We start from the raw sequence: 22,000 nt of genomic DNA, 5'->3' as shown, positions 1-22,000 counted from the left end.
AGTACCATATACTATTTGTATTAGATACTAGGATGTAGAGGTGAATGATGTGTTAGATCGTTTGCAAGCTGTAGAAAATCGTTATGAGAAGTTAAATGAATTGTTAAGTGACCCAGAGGTTATTAGCGATACAAATAAGCTTCGTGAATATTCAAAGGAACAGTCTGATATACAGGAAACGGTAGAGGTGTATCGTGAGTATAAGGATGTTCGTGAGCAATTAAAAGATGCGAAAGCAATGTTAGAAGAGAAGTTAGACGCTGAAATGCGTGACATGGTAAAAGAAGAGGTTTCTGAGTTAGAATCACAAGAAAAAACGTTATCAGAACGTCTGAAAATTTTACTAGTTCCAAAGGACCCTAATGATGATAAGAACGTTATCGTTGAGGTTCGTGGGGCTGCTGGTGGCGATGAGGCCGCTTTATTTGCTGGTGACTTATACCGCATGTATAGCCGTTATGCTGAGGTTCAAGGTTGGAAAACAGAAATTATCGAGGCTAGCTATACAGAGTTAGGTGGATATAAAGAGATTATCTTTATGATTAACGGTAAAGGTGCTTTCGCGAAGCTGAAATTCGAGAATGGTGCTCACCGTGTACAACGTGTTCCTGAAACGGAATCTGGTGGACGTATTCATACATCTACAGCAACTGTGGCTGTATTACCAGAGGCAGAAGAAGTAGAAATCGACATTCACGAGAAAGATGTTCGTGTTGATACATTTGCTTCTAGTGGTCCTGGTGGACAAAGTGTTAATACAACGATGTCAGCGGTACGTTTAACACATTTACCGACTGGTGTAGTTGTATCTTGTCAGGATGAGAAATCACAAATTAAGAATAAAGAAAAAGCGATGAAAGTATTACGCGCACGTGTTTATGATAAGTTTAGACAAGAAGCACAAGCTGAATATGATCAAAACCGTAAACAAGCTGTTGGTACGGGCGATCGTTCAGAGCGTATTCGTACGTATAACTTCCCGCAAAACCGTGTTACAGACCATCGAATCGGTTTAACGATTCAAAAGCTAGATCAAATCTTACAAGGTAAGTTAGATGATTTCATCAATGCCTTAGTGATGGAAGATCAGGCTCAAAGGATGGAGGCAGCTGAGTAATGCGTGTCTATGAAGCCCTGAAATGGGCTTCTTCTTTTTTACAGGAAAATGGACGAGATGAAAATGCGGGAGAAATTGTCCTTTGTCATGTATTAAAGATGAACAGAACAGGATTACTTATGAATATGCGTGAAGAAATAAATGAGGAACAAGAGGCAAGCTTTACGGAGTTTATCCACAAGCATGTAGAAGGTATTCCTATTCAATATATGATTGGTTATGAAATGTTTTATGGCCGGTCGTTCTTTGTGAATGAAGAAGTATTAATACCAAGACCGGAAACAGAAGAACTTATAGTAGGAGTATTAGAAAGAATTGAGCGCCATTTTGGTGACAAGGAACTACATGTAGCAGATATAGGCACAGGTAGTGGAGCGATTTCTATTACGCTTGCTTTAGAAAATAAAAATCTTCACGTGTATACAGTAGATATTGCACAAGAGTCGATTGAAGTTGCAAAAGAAAATGCAAAAGCTTTAGGTGCAGAAGTAACGTTCTATCACGGTGATTTATTGTCACCATTTGATAAAACGGGTCAAAAGCTAGATGTTGTTGTTTCAAATCCTCCATATATACCGGAAGAGGATTGGCGTGGTCTTTCTCCTGTTGTGAAAGAGCATGAGCCGAAGAGAGCACTTGTTGGTGGAGAAGACGGATTAGATTTTTATCGCCGTTTTATGGAAGAATTGCCGAATGTATTGCAGGAGAAAGCAATTGTAGCGTTTGAAATTGGAGTAGGACAGGGTGAGGATGTAAAAAGATTGTTACAACAAGCTTTTCCACATGCTCATGTTGAGGTTGTTTTTGATATTAACGGAAAAGATCGTATGGTATTTGCAGAGATGGAGTAAGGTTCACACCTTACTCTATTTTCTTGTGGGAAAATTCATATAGATTTTGAATTTAATAGTTTAGAAATATGAAAGTCTGTCCACACTGTTTGTAGAAGGGACGGTGGAGGAAATGAAAAAACAAGTTATTGCTTATCTTCTTATATTATTAATTGGTGCACAGTTACTTGTGCAGTTTGGATATATGAAAGCTGATGCGAAAGGGCCTTCAATTATTCCGAAAGAGGCCGTTCGATTACGAATTTTAGCAAATAGCGATTCAGATAAAGACCAGGCATTAAAGCGTAAAGTGCGTGATGAAGTAAAAGCGCAAATTGATGGATGGGTAGCGGATTTAACTTCATTTGAAGAGGCACGCAAAGTAATTCAAAGTCATATTCCAGAAATCGAGAAAACGGTGGAAAATACGTTAAAAAGGGAAGGAAGTAAAGAATCATTTCAAGTGAAATTTAGTAAGAATGTAAAGTTTCCTACAAAGGTATATGGGAATTTTATTTATCCAGCAGGAGAATATGAAGCAGTATTGATCACAATTGGAGAAGGTGAAGGGGCGAACTGGTGGTGTGTATTATTTCCACCAATGTGTTTCTTAGATTTTTCGAGTGGGACAGCTGTAAGAAAAGAAGAGCACGTTGTGAAGGCGGAATCTCCTGAAGAGGAACAGGTGAAACAACTAGATAAAGAAGTAGTAGATACAGAAGAAAAGAAAGTGGATAAGGTTAAAGAAACGAAAGCTGTAAAACAGGAAGTAGTAAAAGAAGTAACAGCTTCTGAAAAGAAAGTAGTAAAAAATGAAACAAAAGTCGAAGAGCAGCCTGTAAGTGAAGAAGAAACAAAAACTGTGGAAAAAGTGGAGAAACCTGTGGAGAAAAAACAAGAAAAGCAAAATGAGTATGTAAAAGTAGAAGAGGAAGAAGAAAAGCCAGAAGTTAAATTGTTTATTGTAGAAGCTTTTACATCTTTATTCTCTAAATAGTACTATTAATAAATCCCTCCTCATATATAAAAATGAGGAGGGATTTATTATGAAGAAAGTATATTTTGCTACGAAAGCAGATGTGGAAAGATTACATTCTTTTTTCGGACAAGCTAATAAAAAAGATGATAAAATAAATGAGTTGTACGCACAATTTATGATTTTGGAAGAGGCGGAAGAAATACGAGCTGTAATTGGTTATGAACAAAGTGGGGAAGATGTACTTATTCGTTCTTGTTTATTCACACCTCATGTGGATAAACAGACTTTCTTATATTTTTTTGAAATGTTTTTGCAGTATATGAAAGAAAAAAGTGTTCAACAATTGTACTTACTAACAAACCATCCACAATCTGTACCGATCTTTCAGTTCTTTGACTTTTTTACTATAGAAAAGGATGAGGTTCCAGAGGGAATTCAACAGTTAGAACATTTTTGTAAAAATATAAAAGAGCAGAATGCAATAATACTAAATTGTCAGCTATTCACAAAGTTATCCACGGATTAATTGGGTTTATCCACATTTTGTGGATAAACCTTGTTTGTCTTTTGGATAAATCTCATAGTAAACTAAAAATAGACAAGTATTTAAGGGTAGAAAAGGACGTGGAAAAAAATGCATACAAATATGTGGGTTGTGGATAATGTTGTGGAAAGAAAAAAATATTATCCACAGTTACAAGAAGCAGCAAAATTATTAAGAGAAAATGAGGCGGTTGCTTTCCCTACGGAAACAGTATATGGGTTAGGTGCAAACGCGATGGATGATGAAGCAATCGCGAAAATTTTCGAAGCGAAAGGAAGACCGAGTGATAATCCACTCATTGTCCACATAGGTACAAAATCTCAGTTAGATGGGATTGTGAAAGAAATCCCACCAGTTGCAGAGAAGTTAATGGCGCATTTTTGGCCAGGACCATTAACAATTATTTTGCCGAGAAAAGAAGGGATTTCAGAGAGGGTGACGGCGGGACTTAATACGGTTGGGGTAAGAATGCCTGATCATCCAGTTGCACTTGCTCTTATTGAAGAGGCGAATGTACCTGTTGCGGCACCAAGTGCGAATCGTTCAGGGCGTCCAAGTCCAACACTAGCTTCTCACGTATATGAAGATTTGAATGGGAAGATTGCAGGTATTGTTGATGGTGGTGCAACTGGAGTAGGCGTTGAATCAACTGTAATTGATTGTACAAGCACGGTTCCAACAATATTACGTCCAGGTGGGATTACGAAAGAACAATTAGAAGCGGTGATAGGTACCGTTTCTTTAGATCCAGCTTTAAAGGATGAGAAGGAAAAACCGAAATCACCTGGAATGAAATACACACATTATGCGCCGAAAGCACCACTTAGTATTGTTGAGGGCTCGCGTGAGTTTATTCAGCAACTTGTGGATGAGAAAAAGGAAGAAGGATTTAAAGTAGGCGTATTAACGACGGAAGAGTATCAGCATATATATAACGCAGATGTTATATTGTCTTGTGGTGTTCGAAGTGACTTAGCTAGCGTTGCGACTAAATTATATGATGTACTTAGAACATTTGATGCAAGTGAAGTGGATGTTATTTTTAGTGAGTCGTTCCCTAATGAAGGGATAGGAAATGCTATTATGAATCGTTTAACAAAAGCGGCAGGACATCATATTATTATTGAATGATAAGGTAAGGTTAGCAAACAGAATATTTCTCCTTGGATAAGCATATTGTGAAGTAGCACGTCCAAGGAGGGGCATGAATGACGTTTGAACAGCTAATACCTTTAATAATTATGGCATTCGCCTTAGGGATGGATGCGTTCTCGGTGAGTCTTGGTATGGGGATGATGCCCCTAAAGTTAAGACAAATCCTGTATATTGGTATGACGATAGGGATATTTCATATTATTATGCCGTTTATAGGGATGGTACTAGGTCGTTTTTTATCAGAGAAGTATGGAGATATTGCACATTTTGCGGGTGCTATTTTATTAATCGGACTAGGTTTTTATATCGTATATTCGACCATTTTACAAAATGGAGAGACTAGAACTGTCCCTATTGGAATTAGCTTATTCGTATTTGCATTTGGCGTTAGTATAGATAGTTTCTCAGTAGGGCTTAGTCTTGGTATTTATGGGGCACAAACAATCATTACGATATTACTTTTTGGATTTGTTAGCATGTTGTTAGCGTGGATTGGTTTATTAATTGGTAGACATGCGAAAGATATGCTCGGTACATATGGCGAGATAGTAGGTGGCATCATTCTAGTTGGATTTGGATTATATATCCTTTTTCCTATATAATTTTATGTAGGAGGGAATTATGAACAAGCTATTGGGATGGTATGTTAAGTTTTTAACCTTCTTTCCTCGATGGCTAAGAAGGCTTATAATTTGGGGTATTATTTTGCAAATTGCAATTTTAGGTTGGATTAAGTTAATTCGCGAATAGTAAGATAGCTCCTTTCTGTGCATAGTTTTGTTTGTACTATATTGATTGCGCTAAAAAATTACACATATAGAAAGGATGAGATGAATGACAAGATTGAAGCAAGTTTTTGGTATTATTATTAGTTTTTTTGTTTTTTGGTTTAGTATGCTCGGTGTACAAATGTTTGCTGAGTTTTTAGATATTGAGTCATTGAAATTTGTTGCGGGAAAGACTGAGGCGGCGCGTGCTTTTTACTCTCCGTACCCGTTTTTAATTGTTTTTCTTATTACACTGCTTTCCCTATACTTCTTCGTAATTAAGCTAGGGAAACCGAAAAAAGAAAAACTGCCTACTTTAGAGGAAAAGAAGGAAGAATTACAATGATAAAAATCCCCTGCTAAAAAGCAGGGGATTTTTATGTTTGAGTGATGGCAGGAATCGATTCTGAGCGAGCCGCTTCCGCTTTTAGATATTATCCAGTTCCAGCGGCTAGAATGGTCGGTGGCTTCGCGTCTTCCTGTGAGGCAAAAAGCGCCTCTACGTCAGAAGCTCCATCCCCCTCTCATTCTGAGCGAGCCGCTTCTGCTTTTAAACTGGCCTAACCAGTTCAAATTGTTCTCCTAATTTTGCATAGTTGTGTCCTGCTAGGCGGCTTATTGGTTTGAGTCCTTCTGCGTGAATGCGCCCTTTTTCATATAGATGCTCGGCAACGTGGAAACGAACGACGCGTCCAATTAGTAGATCACAAGCTGGTGAGTCTTCTGTTCCACCAAGTGGAATTGCACGTTCTAATATACATTCCATTCGAATATTTGCTTCTTTTACACCTGGAACAGAGATGACTTCACTTTCAATTGGTGTTAGTTTTGCTAGTTCAATTTCACTTTCATTTGGCGGGAGATTAGCTGCTGTTTCGTTAATTGCTGCTACATATGATTCGTCAGAAATATGTACGACAAATTCACCTTTTTCAATTGCGTTTCGGGAAGTGTCCTTTCTTTCTCCGGCTTTTCGTTGTACAGAAACAGAGATAAGTGGTGGATTAGCAGCGACAATATTGAAATAACTATATGGTGCGCCGTTTAATACACCGTCTTTTGTTACAGAAGTAACGAATGCGACAGGGCGAGGGATGATACTTCCAGTAAGTAATTTGTAATTATCTTTTTCAGTTTGTTCATTTGGATTAATGGATAACATGCTTGTAATCCCCTTTCTAAATATGAATACTTATTGTTTGTTTACAAGATATCGGTGAGAAAATCCTGCTGGAAATAATATTTTGTTTCATAAAAAGAACTTACTTCAATTGTAATGAAGTAAGTTCTTTTTCAAGAATCTCAAGATTGAGATGAAAATTAAAGTAAAACGTATGCGCCAGGTCCGATTAAAGCTACACCAACAGCAACAGCGATTAACATTAAATTATATTCATATCCGTTTTGTGTCACCCAGTAACCATTTTTCCCGTGAACAGTGAAGATAGCCATTAACATTGTTCCAACGATAAATAATGAGCCAACTATAATGAAAATACCTGATGCGAATAAGAAACCACCTAGTAATTCAGTTGCACCAGCCATAAATGCCATAAATACACCAGGACGTAAACCGATTGATTCCATCCAGCCACCTGTTCCTTTTAAACCGTAACCGCCGAACCAACCAAATAATTTTTGAGCACCATGACCCATGAATGTAATTCCTATAATAAGACGAATAATAAGAAGACCGAAATCCATCATTTTTAAAAACCTCCTAAAAGTTATTAACTTACCTTATGTAAGTAATGATAAAATAGTTACTTACTTTAGTCAAGCGGATTTTGAAAAAAGTTTGAATTAAATTTTACAAATTAACAACAAAAAACAAAATGTAGTAAAGACCTCTAGACAAGTTGGGCAAAAAAAGAGAAAATATAAATAGAAGTTAACTTCTTATTGTTATTCAGACAATCAGAATTGACTGGAATTTTGTGAAGCGCTACAATAAGAGTCTATTAGTAATGACGTAATTTATTTCGAAAGCGTTTTTACAGTATAATATTCGAAGTATGAAGTCTTACATGTATCCCGAGCTTTACTAGGGATTGCCCTATAAACTTTTAGGTAAATTATAAGGAGGACTATCCTATGTTTAAAAAATTATTTGGTCTTGGTTCAAAAACAAATGAAGAAACAATCGTAGCTCCATTAACTGGAGCAGTGAAAAATATTGAAGAAGTACCAGATCCAGTATTCGCTGGTCGTATGATGGGTGACGGTGTTGCAATCGATCCTACTGAAGGTGTAGTTGTATCTCCAGTTGATGGTGAAATCGTACAATTATTCCACACAAAACATGCTATCGGAATTAAAGCGAAAAACGGCACAGAAATTTTAATCCACGTTGGATTAGAAACTGTAAAAATGGAAGGCGAAGGTTTCGAAGCTCACGTTTCTGAAGGCCAAGCTGTAAAAGCTGGAGATAAATTAATCTCATTCGACTTAGAATTAATCCGTGAAAAAGCGAAAAGCACAATTACTCCAATCGTTATTACAAACACAGATGCAGCTGAGTCTATTAAGACAACTGTAGGCGTAACAGCTACAAAAGGTTCAACAGAAGTAATGAAAGTTACAATGAAATAATTGCTGTATAAGAGGAATCCGTTTCGTATGAAATGGATTCCTTATTTTTGTTGCATATTCAGTAGGTATGTTAAAATACTCTGGGCACTTGGAAATAGGGTTTCACATATATGTGGATAAGGCGCATTTTTCTTAGAAAAAATATAAGAGAACTGCGCTTTTTGTATATTCACATTTCTTTTGTTCTATTCTAATGTAAGTTATGATGAGTGGTAAGAAATCGAATATAGGGGTGGGGTTGGATGAAACGAGTGTTATTTGTTTGTACTGGCAATACATGTCGTAGTCCGATGGCTGAGGCGTTGCTTCGTCATCACGGAGGAGATAGGTTTGAAGTGCAATCTGCCGGTGTTTTCGCCTATCCTGGGAGCGATGCATCGGTATATGCGAAGGAAGCTTTAGCTGAAAAAGGGATTTCAATTAATCATGCCGCGCAGCAAGTAAACGAAACTTTGCTTGATTGGGCTGATATTGTCGTAACGATGACAGAAAATCATAAACACATTGTACTTGGGCATTATCCGAGTGCTGAAAAGAAATTGAATACGTTATATGGATTAACTGAAGGTATAGGTAAGGACATTTCAGATCCATTTGGAGGCTCGCTTTCTATTTATAAAGAAACGTTAGATGAGATGGAAAAACTTGTACAAACTTTACTGAAAAAACATTCAGTAGGTTGATGTTTCGTGTATAATACGATATTGGAGATCACTTCGTCCTATTGAGGTAGCGAGTGTGAAATGAAGATAATTGATTGAAACTTTGGAGGGGTAAAAATGAAAGTAGTAATAGCATCTGATCACGGCGGTATGAATATCCGCAAAGAACTTGTAAGTTTATTAGAAGAGTTAAATATTGAATATATTGATTTAGGTTGTGAATGTGAATCTGGTTCTGTTGATTACCCTGACTTTGCGTTTCCGGCAGCTGAAATGGTAGCGAATGGTGAAGTAGATCGTGGTATTTTAGTTTGTGGGACAGGCATTGGTATGTCAATCGCAGCAAACAAAGTAAATGGTATCCGTTGTGCGTTAGTTCATGATACTTTCAGTGCGAAAGCAACGAGAGAGCATAATGACACTAACATGCTAGCAATGGGCGAGCGTGTAATTGGTGCTGGTCTAGCGCGTGATATCGCAAAAATCTGGTTAACAACTGACTATGAAGGTGGTCGTCACGAAAACCGCGTAGGAAAAATTAAAACATACGAAACAAAGTAATAGATTCTAACTATTAGTAGTGTGAAATATAATTTGGTGAACCAACCTGTGAAAGGAAGAGGCGTAATGACAGAAATCGTAAAAGTAAGAGAACAGCTACAAATGTCGCTTTCTGATTTCCAAGAACAAGCTTCATTACAAAGCGGTCAAATTTTTGTAGTGGGTTGTAGCACGAGCGAAGTGCTAGGCGAAAGAATTGGAACATCAGGAACGATGGAAGTAGCAGAGGCGATTTTTTCTGAGTTAAAACAATTTCAAGAGCGAACAGGTATTGAATTAGCGTTTCAATGTTGTGAGCATTTAAACCGTGCTTTAGTAGTTGAGAGAGAAGTAGCGATAAAATATCAATTTGAAATTGTAACAGTTACGCCTGTTAGATCAGCAGGTGGTGCATTGGGGACATATGCGTATCACAATTTGAAAGATCCGGTAGTAGTTGAGTTTATTAAAGCAGATGCAGGAATGGATATTGGTGATACATTTATTGGTATGCATTTAAAACATGTAGCTGTTCCGGTTCGTACAAGTGTGAAGGCAATTGGAAGTGCGCATGTAACGATGGCCAAAACACGTGGAAAACTAATTGGCGGAGCACGTGCTGTTTACGCGGTGACGGAAGAGACTACCACTTGCCGTTAAATATGAGAAATTAGGAAGTCATATAGTAGCTGTTTATCATAAGATAAAAGGTATGTTGTCTGACTTTATAGTAGAAGAAAGAAAAGACCGATTTTCGGTCTTTTTTTTCTTTTATGATATAGAAAGTCATGTTAGAATGTAGTTGAAAACATGAAGGTTCGAAAGAATTACAACCTGAATTTTCGTTTTTTCTGAATAAATGAGAAAAAACTGTTGGGAATCGATGTAATTCGTTCAGAAAAGGGGGATTTTGGTGGATCATTTAAAACGTCAAGATGAAAAGGTATTTGCTGCAATTGAGGCAGAACTAGGAAGACAGCGTTCAAAGATTGAGTTAATTGCTTCGGAAAACTTTGTAAGTGAAGCGGTAATGGAGGCGCAAGGTTCTGTTTTAACAAATAAGTATGCTGAAGGATATCCTGGAAAACGTTACTATGGTGGCTGTGAACACGTAGACGTAGTAGAAGATATCGCACGTGATCGCGTAAAAGAAATTTTTGGCGCAGAGCACGTAAACGTTCAACCACACTCTGGTGCACAAGCGAACATGGCAGTATACTTCACAATTTTAGAGCAAGGCGATACAGTACTTGGTATGAATTTATCTCATGGTGGTCACTTAACACACGGAAGCCCTGTTAACTTCAGTGGAGTACAATATAATTTCGTAGAATATGGCGTGGATGCTGACTCTCACCGTATTAATTACGATGATGTATTAGCAAAAGCGAAAGAACATAAACCAAAATTAATCGTTGCAGGTGCAAGTGCATACCCTCGTGTTATCGATTTCAAACGATTCCGTGAGATTGCAGATGAAGTGGGTGCATACTTAATGGTGGATATGGCACATATCGCTGGTTTAGTAGCTGCTGGCTTACATCCAAATCCAGTACCACATGCACATTTCGTTACAACGACAACACATAAAACGTTACGTGGTCCGCGCGGTGGTATGATTTTATGTGAAGAGAAGTTTGCAAAACAAATTGATAAATCAATCTTCCCTGGTATTCAAGGTGGTCCACTTATGCACGTAATCGCTGCAAAAGCTGTTGCGTTTGGTGAGACACTTCAAGAGGATTTCAAAACGTATGCACAAAATATCATTAACAATGCGAACCGCTTAGCTGAAGGTCTTCAAAAAGAAGGACTTACACTTGTTTCTGGCGGAACAGACAATCACTTAATCTTGATTGATGTTCGTAACCTAGAAATCACAGGTAAAGTAGCAGAGCACGTATTAGATGAAGTTGGTATTACAGTGAACAAAAATACAATTCCATTTGAAACAGCAAGCCCATTTGTAACAAGTGGTGTACGTATCGGTACAGCAGCTGTAACATCTCGTGGTTTCGGTTTAGAAGAAATGGATGAAATTGCGTCACTTATTGCTTATACATTAAAAAATCATGAAAATGAAGCTGCATTAGAAGAAGCACGTAAGCGTGTAGAAGCGTTAACGAGCAAATTCTCAATGTATCCAAATCTATAATAGATTGAAGAAGACTGCTGAAACGTAATTGTTTTGGCAGTCTTTTTTGTGGACATATATTATTTTTAAAGTATGTATACAAATGATGAATAAATTTTGGCGATATAATGAAGGATACAGCTCCCATAATTGGTAAAGATACTAGATAGATTCATCGTAAAATCATGATTTTGCCAAATTTGCCCTTGAATATTAGTAGCGTTTTCTTTACAATCGTAAATAGTGTAAAAAAGCGTGCAAACGCATGAATATCATCTAAAGGAGAGATTCACATGGGAAAACTGTATGTATTTGATCACCCGTTAATTCAACATAAGATTACATATATTCGCGATAAGAATACAGGTACGAAAGATTTTCGTGAATTAGTGGACGAAGTAGCAAGCTTAATGGCTTTCGAAATTACTCGCGACCTTCCGCTTAAGGATATTGAAATTGAAACGCCTGTAAGCAAAGCGACAACAAAAGTGATCGCTGGTAAAAAACTTGGTTTAATTCCGATTTTACGTGCAGGTTTAGGAATGGTTGATGGAATTCTGAAATTAATTCCAGCAGCAAAAGTAGGACACGTTGGTTTATACCGTGACCCTAAAACATTGCAACCGGTAGAATACTATGTGAAACTTCCAACGGATGTAGAAGAGCGTGACTTTATCGTACTAGATCCGATGCTAGCAACAGGTGGTTCTGCGGCTGAAGCAATTAACTCTCTGAAAAAGCGCGGTGCGAAACAAATTAAATTAATGTGTATCGTTGCAGCTCCAGAAGGGGTAAAAGTAGTACAAGAAGAACATCCCGATGTTGATATTTATGTAGCAGCATTAGATGAGAAATTAAATGACCACGGATATGTAGTACCAGGTCTTGGTGATGCTGGTGACCGTTTATTCGGAACGAAGTAAGACAACTGACGAGCAGGGGAGATTCCCCTGCTCGTTTTTTTTTGCTGTAAGCAAGTAGGGGAGGGGAGAGGATAAATATACATTGTATATACAACATAAGTTGCATACACATCACATATAATATAGAAGTCTTACGTCTGAGGAACACTATATTATGGAAGAAAAGCGTTATATCTCGAAAATATAATAGTGACAAACTTGTGAACATTTCCTTCTATTATAAAGAGAAAACTGTTAGAAATTGCATATATGTAACCAGTATTTAGAAGGGGAACGTTTTCATTTTTGGGAGGAAATGCCTAATACTCAAATTTTTAGATTTTTTACGATTTCTCGTTGACACTGTTAATACCCTATTGTATGCTAACAACGGGGATAGATGGTAGGGCTTTCAGTGACAAAAATACATCTATTCCGTGACGAAAATGTAAACTTTTTGTTTTGTATAGGATTTATGCAAAAAAATGAGTTATTATTAACACATCGTGAATGAGGGTTACATATTGGAGGGATGAATCCTTGCAAAAAAACGATCGCAGCCATATAAAAGCATATGCTTTAATGTCAGGAATTCTTGCTCAATTAGTCGGTTCTATACTTGTTGGAATCTTTGGTGGGCAGTGGATTGATAATAAGGTTGGAACGTTTCCATTGTTTCTTATTATAGGGTTATTACTCGGGTTAGGAACAGGGGTATACGCAATGATTCGACTCATTCGACATTACTATTCGGGAGAGCAATGATGATAGACGTACATGGACTTGTCCAAAGACAAAAGAAATATATGTACTACTTGCTTGCGCTTCTAGTGCTAGGATGGGGATTTACCTCTTACAAGGATGTATTTCTTGGGCTGATTATCGGAACGATTTTCAGTTTTCTTAGTTTGCGCATCATTGCACGTAGAACAGACAAGCTGTTAGATCGCGTAACAAATGGAGAAAACGTGAAGTTTAAGGCGACAGCTGTAAGTACATATTCAAGATTCGCCACGATTGGGTTATTAATTTTATTTGCAGCCAAATATCAAGAGTTAATTGCGATGTGGGGCTTAGGTGTAGGATTGCTGACAGGATACCTTGTCATGATCATAGATTTTCTTTATTTAGAGTATAAGAGCAGGGAAGAGAGGTGAATTACTAGTGGAACACGGTAAATTAGTTGAATTTCTAGGTTTAACGTTCGATTTGTCATCAGTTATGATGGTTACTGTAGCAGCAGTTATTGTTTTCTTAATCGCTGTTATCGGAACTCGCAGCTTAGCCCTTCGCCCAACCGGGATGCAAAACTTCATGGAATGGGTGTTTGACTTCGTGAAAGGGATTATCAATAGTACGATGGACTGGAAAACAGGTGGACGTTTCTTAACGCTTGGCGTTACGCTTATCATGTTTATCATCGTATCGAACTTCCTTGGTTTACCATTCATGTATTCAGCAACTGAAGCTGGCGAACATATTGCATGGTGGAGGTCACCAACGTCTGATCCAGCAGTTACATTAACATTAGCCGTGATGGTAGTTACCCTCACCCATTATTATGGAATTAAGATGAAGGGTACGAAAGAGTATGTTAAAGGTTATTTCCAACCTATGAAATTCTTATTCCCATTAAAGGTTATTGAAGAGTTTGCTAACACATTAACGTTAGGTCTTCGTTTATTCGGTAACATTTATGCAGGTGAGATCTTATTAGGATTACTTGCTAAGTTAGGCGGGGCATCATTCCTTGGAGCATTAGGTGCGCTTGTACCGATGTTAGCATGGATGGGATTCAGTGTATTCGTTGGATCAATCCAAGCATTTATTTTCGTTATGTTAACGATGGTTTATATGGCTCATAAAGTAAGTCATGACCATTAATATAATTTAAGTAAGAAAAAATTTATTTTTTTATAATACAAAGGAGGACAAATTAAATGAGTTTAGGTGTAATCGCAGCTGCAATTGCAATTGGTTTATCAGCATTAGGTGCAGGTATTGGTAACGGTCTTATCGTATCACGTACAATCGAAGGTGTTGCTCGTCAACCAGAATTAAAAGGCGCACTTCAAACAATTATGTTCATCGGGGTTGCTTTAGTTGAGGCACTTCCAATCATCGGTGTAGTTATTGCATTCATCGTAATGAACAAATAAGGGAGACTCCCCTTACATAGATGGCGAAGAGTGTTTTTCCGAACTTTCTTCGCCATTGCTTTATGAACGAAACGTATGTCTTTTTTTTTCATATGATCAATTTAGATATTTTGAAGGGAGTGAATCCTTGTGCCAACTTTATTATTAGGAGCTGCCATTCCATTTGGAACGATTGCTTATACATTGTTCATTTTCTTAATTCTATTAGTAATGCTACGCAAATTTGCGTGGGGTCCTTTAATGGGAATTATGAAAGAACGTGAAGAGCATGTTACTAATGAAATCGACGCTGCAGAAAGAAGTAACGCTGAAGCGAAGAAGTTAGTAGAAGAACAACGTGAAATGTTAAAACAATCGCGTGTTGAAGCACAAGAGTTAATCGAAAGAGCGAAAAAACAAGCTGTAGATCAAAAAGATGTGATTGTTGCTGCTGCGAAAGAAGAAGCAGAATCAATTAAAGCATCTGCTGTACAAGAAATTCAACGCGAAAAAGAGCAAGCAATTGCTGCTTTACAAGAACAAGTCGCTTCTTTATCTGTTCAAATTGCTTCTAAAGTAATTGAAAAAGAATTAAAAGAAGAAGATCAAGTTAAGTTAATTCGCGATTATATTAAAGAAGTAGGAGAAGCGCGATGAGCAATGGGATTGTAGCAAAACGTTATGCTGTCGCTCTTTTTAAAATTGCAAAAGAAAAACACGTATTAGAAATGTTTGAAGAAGAATTACGCCTTGTACAAAACGTTTATGTAAAGAACGGGGAACTACATAGCTTTTTAACGCAACCAAACATTTCAAAAGAGCAGAAGAAAACGTTTCTTGCAAACGTATTCGGATCTGTTTCTGAATCAATTTTAAATACGTTATATATTTTAATTGATAACAAGCGTATTGATATCTTACCTGAAATTGCAGATGAATATGTTGTTCTTGCTAATGAAGAACGTAACGTAGCGGATGCAACTGTATATTCTATTCGTCTTCTATCTGAAGAAGAGAAGCTTAACATTGCAGAAGCATTTGCAAAGAGAACGGGAAAAGATGCAATTCGCGTGAAAAATGTTGTAGATGAAGATTTACTAGGCGGAATTAAAGTACGTATTGGAAATCGCATTTATGACGGAAGTTTACAAGGAAAATTAGCACGTATTCAGCGTGAATTAATGAAGAATAGATAGGGGTGAAGCACATGAGCATCAGAGCTGAAGAAATTAGCGCACTGATAAAGCAACAAATCGAGAACTATCAGTCTGAAATCGAAGTTAGTGATGTTGGTACAGTTATCCAAGTTGGTGACGGTATTGCGCGTGCTCATGGTCTTGATAACGTTATGGCTGGTGAACTTGTAGAGTTCTCTAACGGCGTTATGGGACTAGCACAAAACTTAGAGGAAAACAACGTAGGTATTATCATTTTAGGACCTTACACAGAAATCCGTGAAGGTGACGAAGTTCGTCGTACTGGTCGCATCATGCAAGTACCAGTAGGAAAAGAACTAATTGGTCGTGTTGTAAACCCATTAGGTCAACCAGTTGATGGTTTAGGCCCAATCAATACAACAAACACTCGTCCAATCGAAAGTCCAGCACCAGGTGTAATGGATCGTAAATCTGTTCATGAGCCACTTCAAACAGGTATTAAAGCGATCGATGCTCTTGTACCAATTGGCCGTGGTCAACGTGAGTTAATCATCGGTGACCGTCAAACTGGTAAAACAGCAGTTGCACTTGATACAATCATTAACCAAAAAGATGAAGATATGATTTGTATCTATGTAGCTATCGGACAAAAAGAATCAACTGTACGTAACGTAGTAGAAACACTACGTAAGCACGGTGCATTAGAGTACACAATCGTTGTAACTGCATCTGCTTCTCAACCAGCTCCATTATTATACTTAGCTCCTTATGCTGGTGTAACAATGGGTGAAGAGTTCATGTACAATGGTAAACACGTATTAGTAGTATATGATGACTTATCAAAACAAGCAGCGGCTTACCGTGAGCTGTCATTACTATTACGTCGTCCTCCAGGTCGTGAAGCTTATCCAGGGGATGTATTCTACTTACATTCTCGCTTATTAGAGCGTGCAGCAAAATTAAGTGATGCAAGAGGCGGCGGTTCTTTAACTGCACTACCTTTCATCGAAACACAAGCAGGGGACGTATCAGCTTACATCCCAACAAACGTAATTTCTATTACGGATGGACAAATCTTCTTACAATCTGACCTATTCTTCTCTGGCGTACGTCCAGCGATCGATGCGGGTACTTCTGTATCTCGTGTTGGTGGATCTGCTCAGATTAAAGCAATGAGTAAAGTATCAGGTACACTTCGTCTTGACCTTGCATCTTACCGTGAGTTAGAAGCGTTCGCTCAGTTCGGCTCTGACCTTGATAAAGCAACTCAAGCGAAACTAAACCGTGGTGCTCGTACTGTTGAGGTATTAAAACAAGGATTACACAAACCGTTACGTGTAGAGAAACAAGTTATCATTCTTTACGCTTTAACACGTGGATTCCTAGATGATATCCCAGTAGTAGATATCACTCGTTTCGAAGAAGAATTCCATGCTTGGTTAGATTCTAATGCGACTGACTTATTAGAAGAAATCCGCACAACTAAGAAACTTGCGGATGACGACAAATTTGCAGCAGCAATTAACGGATTTAAAAAAGTATTCGTAGCTTCTGAGTAATAAAAGCGGAAGTGGCTCGTCCTGAATGTGAGGGGGAAGAAGTGAAGCCACCGAACATTCAAGCCGCTGGAGCTAGATAATAATATATATAGGCATCTCAATCTTTGAGATTGCTGACGGTTATGTAAAGGAAAAGAGTAGGTGCACCTATTCTTTTCCTTCAATCATGAGCAAGAATATCTTGCAACGTAGATTAGGAAGAGGATTCTTACTAATCGTGCCAACTTCCGGAAAAAAGGTGGTGAAAACCTGTGGCATCTTTACGCGATATAAAAGCGAAGATTACCTCGACAAAGAAAACGAGTCAAATTACGAAAGCGATGGAGATGGTATCTGCATCTAAGTTAAACCGTGCAGAACAAAATGCTAAATCTTTCGTTCCGTATATGGAAAAGATTCAAGAAGTAGTAGCGAGCATTGCGCAAGGAAGTAAAGGAATTAATCATCCGATGCTAAATGCGCGTCCTGTAAAGCGTACAGGATACATCGTTATTACATCTGATCGCGGACTAGCAGGTGGTTATAACAGTAACGTATTACGTACAGTGAGTAACGTAATTCGTGAACGTCATAATATGGATTCAAACCAATATTCAATTATTGTGCTTGGACGACTAGGACGTGATTATTTAAAACGTCGCGGCTTTAACATCATTGATGAAGTAGTTGGATTATCTGACCACCCATCATTTACTGATATTAAAGATCTTGCTTCTCGAGCAATTGCGATGTTTGCAGATGGTGCTTATGATGAGCTGTATATTTACTACAACCATTACGTAAGTAAAATTTCACAAGAAGTAACGGAAAATAAAATTTTACCGCTTACTGATGTGGCGTCTGATAAACCGACGACAGCTTATGAATTCGAACCTTCTGAAGAAGAGATTTTAAAAGTACTATTGCCACAATACGCAGAAAGCTTAGTGTACGGTGCATTACTAGATGGTAAAGCAAGTGAGCACGCAGCGCGTATGACAGCAATGAAGAGTGCTACAGACAACGCAATGGAAGTTATCGATTCACTTACACTTTCATTCAACCGTGCGCGTCAGGCAGCGATTACGCAAGAAATTACGGAAATCGTTGGTGGAGCAGCAGCGTTAGAATAGTATTAAAAGCGGAAGCGGTTCGTTCAGAATGAGAGGGAGATGGAGCTTTTGACGTAGAGGCGATTTGTGCCTCGTAGGAAAAAGCGAAGCCACCGAACATTCTAACCGCCGGAGCTAGATTCAATAAAAAGCGTAGGTGACTTGCTCAGAAGGGAAGGGCATTGGAACTCCTGACAAAGAGGCGTTCTTTGCCTCGTAGGAAGGGGTGAAATGACCGACCCTTCTAGCCACCGGAGCTAGATTCAATAAAAAGCGGAAGCGGCTCTTTTAAAAGAGTCGCGTAAGCTAAACTAATAAAAAATTAAAAGCCAACTTCTCTTAGAAAGCTGGCTAATTAAAAGAAAGCTAGGAGGGAACCCGATGAATAAAGGGCGCGTTACGCAAATCATGGGTCCGGTTGTAGACGTTAAGTTTGATGGCGGAAAGCTACCAGAAATCTACAACGCCCTTACGGTAAAACAAAGCAACGAAAACGGAAGCATGAACTTAACATTTGAAGTTGCACTTCATTTAGGTGATGATACAGTTCGTACAGTTGCGATGTCTTCCACAGATGGACTTGTTCGTGGCACAGAAGTAGAAGATACTGGTAAAGCAATTTCTGTACCAGTTGGTGATGTAACACTTGGACGTGTATTCAACGTATTAGGTGATGCAATTGACTTAGATGGTGAACTTCCTGCGGATGTACACCGTGATCCAATTCACCGTCAAGCACCTGCATTCGAAGAATTATCTACTAAAGTAGAAATTCTTGAAACTGGTATTAAAGTAGTAGACTTACTTGCTCCTTACATTAAGGGTGGTAAGATCGGCCTATTCGGTGGTGCCGGTGTAGGTAAAACAGTATTAATTCAGGAATTAATTAACAACATCGCACAAGAGCACGGTGGTATCTCTGTATTCGCTGGTGTAGGTGAGCGTACTCGTGAGGGTAATGACTTATACCACGAAATGAGCGATTCTGGCGTAATCAAGAAAACTGCGATGGTATTCGGACAAATGAACGAGCCACCTGGAGCACGTCAACGTGTTGCATTAACAGGTTTAACAATGGCTGAGCATTTCCGTGATGAGCAAGGACAAGACGTACTTCTGTTCATCGATAACATCTTCCGTTTCACGCAAGCGGGTTCTGAAGTATCTGCCCTTCTTGGTCGTATGCCATCTGCGGTAGGTTACCAACCAACACTTGCAACAGAAATGGGTCAATTACAAGAGCGTATTACATCTACAAATAAAGGGTCTATCACGTCTATCCAAGCGGTATATGTACCAGCCGATGACTATACTGACCCAGCACCAGCTACAACGTTCGCTCACTTAGATGCAACAACAAACTTAGAGCGTCGTTTAACACAAATGGGTATTTACCCAGCCGTAGATCCATTAGCATCTACATCTCGTGCACTGTCTCCAGAAATCGTAGGAGAAGAACATTATGAAGTAGCTCGTCAAGTACAACAAACTTTACAACGTTATAAAGAACTTCAAGATATCATCGCTATCTTAGGTATGGATGAGTTATCTGAAGAAGATAAGTTAGTTGTACATCGTGCTCGTCGTATTCAATTCTTCTTATCTCAAAACTTCCACGTAGCTGAGCAGTTTACAGGTCAAAAAGGTTCTTACGTACCTGTAAAAAATACAGTTAGTGGTTTCAAAGAAATTCTAGAAGGAAAATATGATGACCTTCCAGAAGATGCATTCCGCTTAGTAGGTGGCATTGAAGAAGTTATTGAAAACGCGAAGAAAATGATGGCGTAAGGCCTTAGGAGGGACGAAGTATGAAGACATTTCCAGTCAGTATTGTAACTCCTGATGGACCGGTTTACGAAAAAGAAGTAGAAATGGTAAGTGTAAAAGCAGAGAGTGGGGAAATGGGGATCTTACCAGGTCACATTCCAACTGTTGCACCATTAAAAATTAGTGCAGTTCGTCTGAAAAATGGTGGACACACTGATTATGTAGCAGTAAGCGGTGGCTTTATCGAAGTTCGTCCAGATAAAGTGACTGTATTATCATCATCTGCTGAAGAAGCAAACCATATCGATATCCATCGTGCAAATGAAGCGAAGCGTCGCGCTGAGCAACGTATGCAAGATAAACAAGCACATGTTGACTTTAAACGTGCAGAAATGGCCTTGCAACGTGCCGTGAACCGTTTAAACGTTTCTGATATGAAGTAAAAAAATCCGTAAGGGCCCTTGCCTTTACGGATTTTTTTGTCTATTTTATGGAGAATTTTACAAAACTGGTATAATTATATTGATGCTTGTATAAGTAGAAGTGTACAACAATTTATATTTTATGAAGGGGATGAATCAATGATTGGTGAAATGAAACGAGAAGCATTGTACTCTTTAAAGGGAAAATGGGGACTAGGTGTTGGGTCAACAATTTTATATTTTATTTTAAGTTATGTCGTTTCGATGGCTGCAATGCTTATACTATTAATTCCAGGAATTATTATATTTCTCTCAGTTGTAAGTTTAACTGGATCATTTGAAGAGGAAACGATGTCAATTGGAGCAGGTATTACCTTTGGGATTTTTTATTGCATTATGATAATTTTGAGTAACGCATCGTATGGGATTACATCATATGGTTATACAAATGTATTTTTACAGATTAGTAAACGAGAAGATGCTAAAGTAGATCACTTATTTGAAGGATTTCGTGGTTTTAAAAGAATGATGAAAACAATGTGGGCAATGCTTGCAATTTTGTTATATACAGGTATATGGATTCCGATGCTGTTAATAGGCTTATTTGCATTGTTAGGTGAAGAAGGGAATACGTCATTTGCAATAGCTTTCTTCGTGCTATTAGCGATTTCAATTGTTGGTATGATTGTGATGTATTTTTCTTATGCGCTGACGTACTATGTAATGATTGAAAATCCAGAATATAGTGTTTCGCAGGCGATGAAGGAATGTAAGAATCTTATGAAGGGGCATAAGTTAGATTTGTTTCTTTTATGGCTGAGCTTCATAGGATGGGCTATTTTAGCGCTTCTTACTTTTGGAATAGGCTTTCTTTGGCTTAGTCCGTATATGAGTACAACGACAGCACACTTTTATCGCTACATCTCAAAAGGTGAATTGCAATAGAAACATGCTATACTAATAGAATTATTGTGTATAGGAGGCTAAATATGATTAGTGATCTAAAAGGAGAAGCACTAGATTCATTAGAAGGGAAATGGGGATTAGCAGTCGGAGCCACATTACTTATTTCTGTTCTAATGATCACTTTTAACTTTATTGTTGATTTTTCGTTTACACAAATTTTGGGTTGGGAAGATATGAAAAACTCCATGATAGTAGATATTATTACAACTTTTATGGTAGGTCCATTAACGTTAGGTGGCTATTATTTAGCGCTACATATAATTCGAGAAAAAGACGCGCGTATTGGGCATATATTTAGATGGTTTACGGCAGGAAGTAAGTTTATAAAGTCATTTTTATTATATATAGTAGTGAACATTTATATTTTCTTATGGTTTTTACTATTTATTATTCCAGGCATCATTAAATCATTCTCTTATGCAATGACGTACTTTATAATAAATGATCATCCTGAGTATTCCATAAATCAAGCTATTACAGAAAGCCGTCGTATGATGGATGGGCATAAGATGGAGTATTTCATTTTATGTTTAAGTTTTATCGGTTGGTTTATATTGAGTTGTATTACGTTAGGGATTGGATTCTTATGGTTAATTCCATATTTCTACACAACATCTGCGGCTTTTTACGAAGAAATCGCAGAAGAATATTATGAGAAAAAAATTTAGCACTATAAAA

General features: G+C 38.0%; 29 protein-coding genes. 27 read left to right on the top strand and 2 right to left on the bottom strand.

Annotated elements, in window-relative coordinates; translation table 11 throughout:
* Window positions 1-49: 49 nt before the first annotated feature.
* From prfA to AC0ONG_RS25365, 8 genes are all read left to right on the top strand, one after another.
* Window positions 50-1,117, top strand: a complete 1,068-nt coding sequence (prfA, locus tag AC0ONG_RS25400; protein WP_000887066.1) for a peptide chain release factor 1 — start codon at window positions 50-52, stop codon at window positions 1,115-1,117.
* The gene (prmC, locus tag AC0ONG_RS25395) at window positions 1,117-1,968 is read left to right on the top strand and encodes a peptide chain release factor N(5)-glutamine methyltransferase (protein ID WP_001267022.1); all 852 of its coding nucleotides are present in this window, start codon (window positions 1,117-1,119) and stop codon (window positions 1,966-1,968) included. Before prfA ends, prmC begins: the two co-directional genes overlap by 1 nt.
* A 112-nt stretch (window positions 1,969-2,080) precedes the next feature.
* Window positions 2,081-2,944: a stage II sporulation protein R gene (spoIIR, locus tag AC0ONG_RS25390; RefSeq protein WP_086398042.1), complete on the top strand. Its 864-nt coding sequence runs from the start codon at window positions 2,081-2,083 to the stop codon at window positions 2,942-2,944.
* Window positions 2,945-2,993: 49 nt separating this feature from the next.
* Window positions 2,994-3,452 carry a GNAT family N-acetyltransferase gene (locus AC0ONG_RS25385; RefSeq protein WP_000758437.1) on the top strand — a complete coding sequence of 153 codons (459 nt, stop codon included), beginning with the start codon at window positions 2,994-2,996 and terminating at the stop codon, window positions 3,450-3,452.
* A gap of 108 nt (window positions 3,453-3,560) precedes the next feature.
* Window positions 3,561-4,601, top strand: coding sequence for an L-threonylcarbamoyladenylate synthase (locus AC0ONG_RS25380; RefSeq protein WP_086389688.1), 1,041 nt, complete (start codon window positions 3,561-3,563; stop codon window positions 4,599-4,601).
* 77 nt (window positions 4,602-4,678) lie between these two features.
* The gene (locus AC0ONG_RS25375; RefSeq protein ID WP_000142476.1) at window positions 4,679-5,227 is read left to right on the top strand and encodes a manganese efflux pump MntP; all 549 of its coding nucleotides are present in this window, start codon (window positions 4,679-4,681) and stop codon (window positions 5,225-5,227) included.
* Window positions 5,228-5,246: 19 nt separating this feature from the next.
* Window positions 5,247-5,375, top strand: coding sequence for a hypothetical protein (locus tag AC0ONG_RS25370; RefSeq protein ID WP_001037654.1), 129 nt, complete (start codon window positions 5,247-5,249; stop codon window positions 5,373-5,375).
* Between the two features lie 84 nt (window positions 5,376-5,459).
* Window positions 5,460-5,738, top strand: coding sequence for a DUF3935 domain-containing protein (locus AC0ONG_RS25365; protein ID WP_000197471.1), 279 nt, complete (start codon window positions 5,460-5,462; stop codon window positions 5,736-5,738).
* A 204-nt stretch (window positions 5,739-5,942) separates the two neighbouring features.
* On the opposite strand, the gene AC0ONG_RS25360 is transcribed toward AC0ONG_RS25365, so the two are convergent.
* Together AC0ONG_RS25360 and AC0ONG_RS25355 are read right to left on the bottom strand one after the other, a co-directional pair.
* Window positions 5,943-6,554: a flavin reductase family protein gene (locus tag AC0ONG_RS25360; RefSeq protein ID WP_000949048.1), complete on the bottom strand. Its 612-nt coding sequence runs from the start codon at window positions 6,552-6,554 to the stop codon at window positions 5,943-5,945.
* A gap of 158 nt (window positions 6,555-6,712) precedes the next feature.
* Entirely contained in the window at window positions 6,713-7,099 is a 387-nt protein-coding gene (locus AC0ONG_RS25355) for a DoxX family protein (RefSeq protein ID WP_000968613.1), read from the bottom strand.
* 387 nt (window positions 7,100-7,486) lie between these two features.
* Here AC0ONG_RS25355 and AC0ONG_RS25350 point away from each other — a divergent pair, with 387 nt between their 5' ends.
* From AC0ONG_RS25350 to AC0ONG_RS25260, 19 genes are all read left to right on the top strand, one after another.
* On the top strand, window positions 7,487-7,984 hold the full coding sequence (locus tag AC0ONG_RS25350) for a PTS sugar transporter subunit IIA (protein ID WP_000473666.1): 498 nt from the start codon (window positions 7,487-7,489) through the stop codon (window positions 7,982-7,984).
* Window positions 7,985-8,226: 242 nt separating this feature from the next.
* Window positions 8,227-8,667: a low molecular weight protein arginine phosphatase gene (locus tag AC0ONG_RS25345; protein WP_199664158.1), complete on the top strand. Its 441-nt coding sequence runs from the start codon at window positions 8,227-8,229 to the stop codon at window positions 8,665-8,667.
* A 96-nt stretch (window positions 8,668-8,763) separates the two neighbouring features.
* Window positions 8,764-9,207: a ribose 5-phosphate isomerase B gene (rpiB, locus tag AC0ONG_RS25340; RefSeq protein ID WP_000869546.1), complete on the top strand. Its 444-nt coding sequence runs from the start codon at window positions 8,764-8,766 to the stop codon at window positions 9,205-9,207.
* A 66-nt stretch (window positions 9,208-9,273) separates the two neighbouring features.
* On the top strand, window positions 9,274-9,846 hold the full coding sequence (locus AC0ONG_RS25335; protein ID WP_000136383.1) for a TIGR01440 family protein: 573 nt from the start codon (window positions 9,274-9,276) through the stop codon (window positions 9,844-9,846).
* Between the two features lie 253 nt (window positions 9,847-10,099).
* Window positions 10,100-11,341, top strand: a complete 1,242-nt coding sequence (gene glyA / locus AC0ONG_RS25330; RefSeq protein WP_000349800.1) for a serine hydroxymethyltransferase — start codon at window positions 10,100-10,102, stop codon at window positions 11,339-11,341.
* Between the two features lie 272 nt (window positions 11,342-11,613).
* Window positions 11,614-12,243: a uracil phosphoribosyltransferase gene (upp, locus tag AC0ONG_RS25325; protein WP_000517539.1), complete on the top strand. Its 630-nt coding sequence runs from the start codon at window positions 11,614-11,616 to the stop codon at window positions 12,241-12,243.
* Window positions 12,244-12,622: 379 nt separating this feature from the next.
* Window positions 12,623-12,736, top strand: coding sequence for a DUF4024 domain-containing protein (locus AC0ONG_RS25320; RefSeq protein WP_000232961.1), 114 nt, complete (start codon window positions 12,623-12,625; stop codon window positions 12,734-12,736).
* A gap of 26 nt (window positions 12,737-12,762) precedes the next feature.
* The gene (locus AC0ONG_RS25315; protein WP_001171223.1) at window positions 12,763-12,987 is read left to right on the top strand and encodes an AtpZ/AtpI family protein; all 225 of its coding nucleotides are present in this window, start codon (window positions 12,763-12,765) and stop codon (window positions 12,985-12,987) included.
* On the top strand, window positions 12,987-13,379 hold the full coding sequence (locus AC0ONG_RS25310; RefSeq protein WP_000567600.1) for an ATP synthase subunit I: 393 nt from the start codon (window positions 12,987-12,989) through the stop codon (window positions 13,377-13,379). The genes AC0ONG_RS25315 and AC0ONG_RS25310 overlap by 1 nt, the downstream gene beginning before the upstream one ends.
* 7 nt (window positions 13,380-13,386) lie before the next feature.
* Window positions 13,387-14,106, top strand: coding sequence for a F0F1 ATP synthase subunit A (gene atpB, locus AC0ONG_RS25305; protein WP_000399870.1), 720 nt, complete (start codon window positions 13,387-13,389; stop codon window positions 14,104-14,106).
* 56 nt (window positions 14,107-14,162) lie between these two features.
* Window positions 14,163-14,381 carry a F0F1 ATP synthase subunit C gene (gene atpE / locus AC0ONG_RS25300; protein ID WP_000052064.1) on the top strand — a complete coding sequence of 73 codons (219 nt, stop codon included), beginning with the start codon at window positions 14,163-14,165 and terminating at the stop codon, window positions 14,379-14,381.
* A 129-nt stretch (window positions 14,382-14,510) separates the two neighbouring features.
* A complete protein-coding gene (atpF, locus tag AC0ONG_RS25295) occupies window positions 14,511-15,017 on the top strand; it encodes a F0F1 ATP synthase subunit B (protein WP_001142615.1) in 507 nt (168 codons plus the stop codon).
* Window positions 15,014-15,556, top strand: coding sequence for a F0F1 ATP synthase subunit delta (gene atpH / locus AC0ONG_RS25290; protein ID WP_000064682.1), 543 nt, complete (start codon window positions 15,014-15,016; stop codon window positions 15,554-15,556). The genes atpF and atpH overlap by 4 nt, the downstream gene beginning before the upstream one ends.
* 11 nt (window positions 15,557-15,567) lie before the next feature.
* The gene (gene atpA / locus AC0ONG_RS25285) at window positions 15,568-17,076 is read left to right on the top strand and encodes a F0F1 ATP synthase subunit alpha (RefSeq protein WP_000027521.1); all 1,509 of its coding nucleotides are present in this window, start codon (window positions 15,568-15,570) and stop codon (window positions 17,074-17,076) included.
* A gap of 251 nt (window positions 17,077-17,327) precedes the next feature.
* The gene (atpG, locus tag AC0ONG_RS25280) at window positions 17,328-18,188 is read left to right on the top strand and encodes a F0F1 ATP synthase subunit gamma (RefSeq protein WP_000157703.1); all 861 of its coding nucleotides are present in this window, start codon (window positions 17,328-17,330) and stop codon (window positions 18,186-18,188) included.
* 360 nt (window positions 18,189-18,548) lie between these two features.
* On the top strand, window positions 18,549-19,955 hold the full coding sequence (atpD, locus tag AC0ONG_RS25275) for a F0F1 ATP synthase subunit beta (protein WP_001032597.1): 1,407 nt from the start codon (window positions 18,549-18,551) through the stop codon (window positions 19,953-19,955).
* Between the two features lie 20 nt (window positions 19,956-19,975).
* On the top strand, window positions 19,976-20,377 hold the full coding sequence (gene atpC, locus AC0ONG_RS25270; RefSeq protein WP_000847214.1) for a F0F1 ATP synthase subunit epsilon: 402 nt from the start codon (window positions 19,976-19,978) through the stop codon (window positions 20,375-20,377).
* A 138-nt stretch (window positions 20,378-20,515) separates the two neighbouring features.
* Window positions 20,516-21,301 (top strand): DUF975 family protein, encoded by a 786-nt coding sequence (locus AC0ONG_RS25265; protein WP_086398014.1) that lies wholly within the window; start codon window positions 20,516-20,518, stop codon window positions 21,299-21,301.
* A gap of 44 nt (window positions 21,302-21,345) precedes the next feature.
* A complete protein-coding gene (locus tag AC0ONG_RS25260; protein WP_000622481.1) occupies window positions 21,346-21,990 on the top strand; it encodes a DUF975 family protein in 645 nt (214 codons plus the stop codon).
* Window positions 21,991-22,000 lie beyond the last annotated feature (10 nt).

This window comes from Bacillus sp. TCT6, from assembly GCF_056033845.1.
This window is presented reverse-complemented; position numbering and strand designations above follow the sequence as displayed.